Below are 8,561 nucleotides of genomic sequence, written 5' to 3'. Positions count from 1 at the left end.
CTCGGCGGCGCGCGGTGCGGGCGGCATGGCCGTCAGGCCCAGTCCCCCGGCCACGCGCTCGGCCAGTTCGGGGTCTACATGCAGCAGGTGGCCCACCACGGCTTCGCGCACATGCGGCGTTTGCACCTTGGACAGCTCGAACACCGTGGCCGAGGCAATGTGGGCCTGTTCCACCGGGCTCTGGCTGCGATAGAACATGCGCGCCTGGCTGTAGTGGTCGGCAAAGCTCTCGGGGCGGATGCGTCCCTTTGCCCCATCGTCGGCCTGCGCGAAGTGCCGCAAGCCCTGGCCCTGCGAAGCGCGCGGCGTGTCGGTCTGCAGGCTGCTGGGCTCATAGTTCACGCGGCCTTTGGGGATCTGCATTTGCATGTGGCCGTCGCGCTGCAGGTGGTGGAAGGGGCACTTGGGCGCGTTGATGGGAAGTTGCACGAAGTTGGGGCCGCCCAGGCGCAGCAGCTGCGTGTCGAGGTACGAGAACAGCCGGCCCTGCAGCAGCGGGTCGTTGCTGAAGTCGATGCCGGGCGGCACGTTGGCGGGGCAGAAGGCGACCTGCTCGGTTTCGGCAAAGAAGTTGTCGGGCCAGTGGTTGAGCACCATGCGCCCCACCGGCTGCAGCGGCACCAGTTCCTCGGGGATGAGCTTGGTGGGGTCGAGGTGGTCGAACGGAAAGCGCTCGGCGTCCTGCTCGGTGAAAAGCTGCACCAGCAGCTCCCATTCAGGAAAGTCGCCGGCCTCGATGGCCTCGAAGAGGTCGCGGCGGTGGAAATCGTTGTCGGCCGCCTGCAGCTTCATGGCTTCGTCCCACACGGTGGACTGGAGGCCGAGCTTGGGGCGCCAGTGGAATTTCACGAACGTGCTCTCGCCGGCCGCGTTCAGCAGCCGGAAGCTGTGGATGCCAAAGCCTTCCATCATGCGCAGGCTGCGCGGCAGGGTGCGGTCGCTCATGGCCCACATCACCATGTGCAGCGTTTCTGGCATGAGCGAGACAAAGTCCCAGAAGGTGTCGTGCGCGGTGGCGGCCTGCGGAAACGCGCGGTCGGGTTCCATCTTCACGGCGTGCACGAGGTCGGGAAACTTGATCGCATCCTGGATGAAGAACACGGGGATGTTGTTGCCCACCAGGTCCCAGTTGCCTTCGGGGGTGTAGAACTTCACGGCGAAGCCGCGCACATCACGCGGCGTGTCCACCGAGCCCGCGCCACCCGCCACGGTGGAAAAGCGCGCGAACACGGGCGTCTGGACGCCCGTCTCGGTGAGCACGCGCGCGGTGGTGTACTGCTTGAGCGAGTGCGTGAGTTCAAAGAACCCGTGGGCCGCGCTGCCGCGCGCATGCACCACCCGCTCGGGGATGCGTTCATGGTCGAAGTGGGTGATCTTCTCGCGCAGGATGAAATCTTCAAGCAGCGCCGGGCCGCGGGCGCCGGCGCGCAGGGAGTTCTGGTTGTCCGCCACGGCTATGCCCTGCTGCGTGGTGAGGACGGGGTGCTTGCCCGTGGGCTGCTGCTGCAGTTCGCCGGCCTGGCCGCGGTAGTGGTCGGCCTGCGTGGTGGAGGGCGTGGGAGGCGCTGAAGGCGTGGAACGGCTGGCCGCGCTGCGCGAGGTAGGGGGTCTTGCCATTGGGGGCTCCTGGGTTCCTGGGTAAAGGGGGCAACGAAAGGCGTCCATCATTCGTTCCAACGCCGTGCCCTGGCGTAGGACGCCCGCCCATGGGGGCGTCATCGCGGGGCGGCGAATCCGCGCCCGGTGGGCTTTGGCCTGGCCGAGACGTAAGCGCATGCAACGCACCCCCGCCGGACATAGGGTTTTGTTACGCTTGCCGATTGCTTCGGAGGGGAAGGCGTGGACACAAGAAAATGGGTAGTGGCTGCCGCACTGTCACTGGCGGCCTGGGGCGCACACGCCCTGCAGATCAGCAGTTTTTCGCCCCAGGGCGAGGTGGCGCGGGTGCGCCAGATGGTGGCCAAGTTCGACACGGCCGCCGTCAATTTCGGTGACCCCAAGGCGCCGGCCCCCGTGAGCCTGAGTTGCAGCGATGCAACGGCCACACGGGGCACCGGCCGCTGGACCAGCGAGCGCGAATGGGTCTTCGATTTCGACAACGACCTGCCGCCCGGGGTGCGCTGCACCGTCACGGTCAAATCTGGATTCAAATCGGCTGCAGGCGCTTTGCTGACGGGCGCGACGAGCTATCAATTCAATAGTGGCGGGCCTTTCGTCCAGAACATCCGGCCCGGCACCTACCAGGAGATCGACGAAGAGCAGTTCTTCGTGCTGCAGCTCAACGGCCCGGCCGCCGTGGCCAGCGTGCAGGCCAACGTCTGGTGCACGTTGGAGGGCGTGGGCGAGCGCGTGCCTGTGCGGCTGATCGAGGGAGCGCAGCGCAGCGAGGTGCTCAAATCGCTGGGGCTGGAGCAGCGTGCGCAGCAGGAGCCGCTGCAGTTCGTCGCACTGGCGTGCAACCGCCGGCTGACCTCGGGTTCGCGCGTGCAGCTGGTGTTTGGCAAGGGCGTGGCCACGCCCAGCGGCGTGCCCAATGCCGTGGAAAAGCGCTTCGACTACCGGGTGCGCCAGCCGTTTGCCGCCGAATTCAGCTGCGAACGCGAGAACGCCCAGGCCGCCTGCCTGCCGATTCGCCCGCTGCAGCTATCGTTCAATGCGCCGGTGCCGCGCAAGCTGGCGTCGGCCATTCGCCTCAAGTCGGCGGCGGAAACCCTCAAGCCCCAGGTGGACGGCGCCGCGCAGGGTCAACCGGCCGATGCCCTGGTGGGTAGTGTGCAGTTTGCGGCGCCGCTGGCCGAAAACACGGCCTTCACGATCGAGCTGCCCAAGGATTTCAAGGACGCATCGGGCCGCGCGCTGCGCAATGCAGGCAGCTTTCCGCTGAAGGTGGCCACGGGTGGCATGCCGCCGCTCGCCAAGTTTGCCGCGGCGCCTTTTGGCATCGTGGAGCGTTTTGCCGAAGGCCCCCAGGGCCCCGCGCTGCTGCCCGTGACACTGCGCAACGTGGAGGCGGCGCTGCGCGTGCAGGGCCTGCAGCCGGGGGCCGCGCCCACGGGCAAGGTCAGCACGCTGCGGCCCACGGCCGACGCCGACATCATTGCCTGGTTCCGCAAGGTGCAGCGCTATGACAGCTACATGGTGGACCGCAAGCAGGCGCGTGCCGATGCCACCGGCCCGCTGCCCCGAGTGCTCGACAGCGCCGCGGAGAACGTGCAGTCGCGCATGGTGTCGCTGCTGGCGGGCAAGGGCGGCGTGAAGACGCTCGATTTGCCCAAGCCCGCCGGCAACGACCCACGCCCCTTCGAGGTGGTGGGCATTCCGCTCACCCCCGGTTTCCATGTGGTCGAGATCGCGTCGCAGAAGCTGGGCGCCTCGCTGCTGGACGAGCGCCATGGAGAAGGCCGCACGATGTATGTGCGCACCTCGGCCCTGGTGACCAACCTGGGCGTGCACTTCAAGCTGGGGCGTGAGAACGCCCTGGCGTGGGTGACCACGCTGGACCGGGGCCAGCCCGTCGCGAATGCCAGCGTACGGGTGTCGGACTGCTCGGGCCGCCAGCTTGCCACCGCCACCACCAATGCCCAGGGCATTGCCACCCTGGAAGGGCTTTCGCCCGAACCGGCGCTGTGCAGCGACACCGACGGCGGCCAGGCCTATTTTGTGAGCGCGCGCAGCAAGGGCGCAGACGGCGTGGAAGACATGGCGTTCACCTGGAGCGACTGGCAGCGGGGCATCGAATCCTGGCGCTTCAATGTGCCCACCAGCACCGAAGCCCAGCCCGATGAGCGGGCCCACACCATCTTCGATCGCACCTTGTTGCGCGCCGGTGAAACGGTGTCGATGAAGCATCTGCTGCGCTCCGAAAACCGCAAGGGTTTCGGCCTGCCCGCGGAGCGGCCCGGCACCCTGGTCATCACCCACACGGGCAGTGGCCAGCAGTACACGCAGCCCCTGGCATGGCGCAGCACCGCCACCGGCGGCCTGAGTGCCCAGAGCAGCTTTGCTGTGCCTCCGGCCGCCAAGCTGGGGCTTTATGAGGTGGAGCTGCGCAGCGACAAGCCGGGCGGGCGCAGCTTCGGCTCGGGCCAGTTCCGGGTGGAAGAGTTCCGACTGCCCGTGCTGGAAGGGCGCATCGCGCCCAGCGACAAGAAGCCCCTGGTGCATGTGCGCTCGGTGCCCACCGATGTGCAGATCAATTACGTTGCGGGGGGCGGCGCCGCCAACCTGCCGGTGCGTGTGTCGGCCCTGGTGCGCGGCAAATACCTGCAGTTCAGCGACTACGACAGTTTCAGCTTCAACCCGCCGCGCAAGCGCGAGCAGTCCAGCGCCCACAGCGATGACGAAGAGGCCACCGCCAGCCAGGATGCCCGCGTGATCGCCGACAAGCTGCCGCTCACGCTGGACCGCAACGGCGCGGGCAAGCTCGGCATCGACAACGTGCCCCAGGCCCGCCGGCCGCAAGAGCTGCTGCTTGAGGCCACCTACGCCGACCCCAACGGGGAAGTGCAGACCCTGCGCAGCACCCACACGCTGTGGCCCGCCGGCGTGGTGGCGGGCATCAAGACCGAAGGCTGGGTATCGGCGCGCCAGAAGATCCGCTTCCAGGCGCTGGCGCTCCAGCACGACGGCAAGGCCGCGCCCGACACCGGCCTGCAGGTGCAGGCCATTGCGCGCATCACCACCACCACCCGCAAGCGCATGGTGGGCGGCTTCTACAGCTACGACAACCAGACCGAGACCAAGGACCTGGGCACTGTCTGCTCGGGCAAGAGCGACAGCCGGGGCCTGCTGCTGTGCGAGGCCCGGCTGGACGAGGCCGGCGAGGTGGAACTCGTGGCCACCGCCACCGACAAGGACGGCAACACCAGCGAAGCGGCTGCGTCGGTGTGGGTCACCCGCCAGGGCGAACTGTGGTTTGGTGGCGAGGACCACGACCGCATCGACCTGCTGCCCGAGAAGAAGAGCTACCAGCCGGGTGAGGTGGCCAAGTTCCAGGTGCGCATGCCCTTCCGCTTTGCCACGGCCCTGGTGGCGGTGGAGCGCGAAGGCATCATCGAGACGCAGGTGGTGCAGCTCAACGGGCAGGACCCGACCGTCAGCCTCAAGGTGCAGGAAGGCTGGGGGCCCAACGTGTATGTGAGCGTGCTGGCCTTGCGTGGACGCCTGCGCGATGTGCCCTGGTACAGCTTCTTCACCTGGGGTTTCAAGTCGCCGCGCGAGTGGTGGACATCCTTCTGGTACGAGGGCAAGGAATACCAGGCGCCGACGGCGCTGGTCGATCTGTCCAAGCCCGCGTTCCGCCTGGGCCTGGCCGAGATCCGCGTGGGCACGCAGGCCCACCGGATCGACGTGAAAGTGGCAGCCGACAAGGAAAGCTACCCCGTGCGCGGCAAGGCGCAGGTCACCATCACGGCCACGCTGCCGGGTGGCAAGCCCGCCGCGAATGCCGAGGTGGCCCTGGCCGCCGTGGACCAGGCCCTGCTGGAGCTGATGCCCAACACCAGCTGGAACCTGCTCGACGCCATGCTGCAGCGGCGCAGCTGGGGCGTGCAGACCTCCACCGCGCAGATGGAAATCATCGGCCGGCGCCACTACGGCAAGAAGGCCGTGCCTGCGGGCGGCGGCGGTGGCCGCGCACAGACGCGCGAACTGCTCGACACGCTGCTGCTGTGGGAACCCGCGCTCAAGCTCGACGCCAACGGCCAGGCCAAGGTGACCGTGCCGCTGAACGACGCGCTGACCACCTTCAAGATCGTGGCGGTGGCCGATGCGTCCACCGGCCTGTTCGGCTCCGGCGCTACCCAAATCCGCGCCACGCAGGATTTGCAGATCATCAGCGGCTTGCCGCCCCTGGTGCGTGAGGACGACCAGTTCCGCGCCCAGCTCACGCTGCGCAACACCACCAAGGCCGCAATGAAGGTCGAGGTGGCGCCGCGCGCCACGCTGCTCGACCTGAAGCCCCAGACCGTGGACATCCCCGTCGGCGAATCGCGCGAGGTGGCCTGGAATGTCACCGCGCCCGCCCAGCTTGCGCAGACCCGTGCCCAGGCCATTCTGTGGGAGATCGAGGCCAAGGACACCGTCAGCGGCGCGCGCGACGCGCTCAAGGCCAGCCAGAAGCTGATTCCGGCCGTGCCGCTCACGGTGCAGCAGGCCACGCTGGTGCAGGTGGAAGGCAGCTTCAATCTGGACGTGAACCCGCCCGCCGACGCATTGCCCGGCCGCGGCGGCCTCAAGATGTCGCTGCAGCCCAAACTGGCCGAGGGCCTGCCTGGCGTGCGCGACTGGTGGGCCCGCTACCCGTTCGCCTGTCTGGAGCAAAAGACCAGCAAGGCCGTGGGCCTGCGCGACGGCGCGCTGTGGCAGACCGTGGTGGCGCAGCTGCCCACCTACCTCGACAGCGACGGCCTGGCCAACTACTTCCCGCCGCGCGATGGCGATGCCAGCCGGGGCAGCGATACGCTCACGGCCTATGTGCTGGCGGCCACGCACGAGGCCGCTGCCATCAACCCCGCCTTTGCGCTGCCGGACGACGTTCGCGCGCCCATGGAGCGCGGCCTGATCGCCTTCATCGAAGGCCGCATCGAACGCAGCTTCTGGAGCCCGCGCAAGGACCTGGACATGCGCAAGCTTGCTGCCATCGAGGCGCTGTCGCGCTACGGCAAGGCCCAGGGGCGCATGGTGGGCAGCATCACCATCGCGCCCAACCAGTGGCCCACGCATGCGGTGATCGACTGGGTGAACATCTTGAAGCGCGTGGCCGATGTGCCCGAGCGCGACAAGCGCCTGGCCGAGGCCATGCAGATCCTGCGCGCGCGCCTGTCGTTCCAGGGCACCAAGCTCATCTTCAGCACCGAGCAGGACGACTACTGGTGGTGGCTGATGCAGAACGGCGACGTGAACACCGCGCGCCTGATGCTCGCGGTGATGGACGACCCGGCCTGGAAGGACGACATGGGCCGCCTGGCCAACGGCTTCATCAGCCGCCAGCAGGCGGGCGCGTGGCACACCACCACGGCCAACCTGTGGGGCGGGCTGGCGCTGGAAAAATTCAGCGCCAGGTTCGAGGCCACGCCCGTGTCGGGCACCACCAAGGCCGCCATGGGGGGCAACAACGCCAGCGTGGACTGGAGCAAGGTCGAGCGCATCAAGACGTCGGACGCCAGCGGCGCGGCCCACCAGACCACCTGGTTTGGCGCGCCGGCCGCGCCCGGCATGCTGCGCGGCAATGGCATGTTCCTGCCCTGGGGCAAGGCCGGTGGCAAGGAGCAGTTGGCCGTCACGCACCAGGGCCCCGGCAAGCCCTGGCTCACGCTGCAGTCAGTGGCAGCCATCGACCTCAAGGCGCCGTTTGCGGCGGGTTATGCCCTCAGGAAGACCATCACGCCGGTGGAGCAGGCCAACAAGTCGCTGCCCGCAGGCCAGTACACGCGCGGCGACGTGCTGCGCGTGACGCTGGAGGTGAACGCCAGCGCCGACATGACCTGGGTGGCCATCACCGACCCCATCCCGGGCGGCGCCACCATCCTGGGCAGCGGGCTGGGCCGCGATTCCGAGATCGCCACGCAGGGCGAGAAGAGGAGCGGCAGCGGCTGGCCTGCGTTCGAGGAGCGCAGCTTCGAGTCTTTCCGCAGCTATTACGAGTACCTGCCCAAGGGCACGGTCAAGATGGAATACACCGTGCGCCTGAACAACGCCGGCGACTTTGCCCTGCCGCCCAGCCGCGTCGAGGCGCTGTACGCGCCAGAGATGTTTGGCGAAGCGCCGAATGCGCGGGTGAAGGTGCTGGCTACGCCCTGACCGGTTGCGCCGCATGCTATTGATTGAATAGCTTGTTGTGCCCGCGGGGTTTGCGCTACAGGGTGTTTTTGCATGCAGGGTGGCGTTGCGCGTGGGCGGAGGCTCTCTGAAGCGATGCGTGCAGCGGGGGCCGCGAGGTGCCGCGGTTTTCTCCCCGTGGGGCGCTGCCGTTGGCCCAGGTGCCGGGTGCGTGCCTGGCGCTGGTAGGGCCCTGCACTGCCGTGCGAGAGGCGCAACGGCGCAGTGGCCCAGAAGCGCGCGGCGGCTGTGCAGGCATTGCAAGGTGCGCGGCCAGCACCCCGCTGGCGGCACTGCGCGGCGCGGGGACGTGACAGTCATGGACGGGGCGCATCCTCTTTTGCGGCGCGTCGCCTGTGTGACGCAGGGCACAGGCTTTCACGCGCCTGACTTTTGCTTGTCACAAGGCGTATCTAGACTGCGCCGATGTCTTCGATTGAGCTCAATGCGGTTGCCAAATCGTGGGATCAGGTCACTGCATTGCATTCGCTGCAACTGCGCATCGACCCTGGTTCTTTTTGCGTCCTGCTGGGCCCGTCGGGCTGCGGCAAGTCGACCACGCTGCGCATCATCGCGGGCCTGGAGACGGCCACTTCGGGCCAGGTGCTGATCGACGGCAAGGACGTCACCCACCTGCCGCCTGCGCAGCGCGGCGCGGCCATGGTGTTCCAGAACTACGCGCTGTTTCCGCACCTCACGGTGGCGGGCAACATCCAGTTCGGCATGTCGGTGCGCAAGGTGCC

3 protein-coding genes are annotated in these 8,561 nt (G+C 68.0%); 2 read left to right on the top strand and 1 reads right to left on the bottom strand.

All coding sequences use genetic code 11. The features are described from left to right. On the bottom strand, positions 1 to 1,617 hold a 1,617-nt coding region (locus ACDELDRAFT_RS16240; protein WP_005798778.1), incomplete at its 3' end, for a catalase. Between the two features lie 222 nt (positions 1,618 to 1,839). On the opposite strand from ACDELDRAFT_RS16240, the gene ACDELDRAFT_RS16235 reads away from it, so the two are divergent. Both ACDELDRAFT_RS16235 and ACDELDRAFT_RS16230 read left to right on the top strand, forming a co-directional pair. Then, on the top strand, positions 1,840 to 7,800 hold the full coding sequence (locus ACDELDRAFT_RS16235) for an Ig-like domain-containing alpha-2-macroglobulin family protein (protein ID WP_005798776.1): 5,961 nt from the start codon (positions 1,840 to 1,842) through the stop codon (positions 7,798 to 7,800). Positions 7,801 to 8,244: 444 nt separating this feature from the next. Then, a partial coding sequence (locus tag ACDELDRAFT_RS16230) for an ATP-binding cassette domain-containing protein (protein WP_005798774.1) occupies positions 8,245 to 8,561 on the top strand: 317 nt, incomplete at its 3' end.

Source organism: Acidovorax delafieldii 2AN (genome assembly GCF_000175235.1).
GTDB lineage: Bacteria > Pseudomonadota > Gammaproteobacteria > Burkholderiales > Burkholderiaceae_C > Acidovorax > Acidovorax delafieldii_B.
This window is presented reverse-complemented; position numbering and strand designations above follow the sequence as displayed.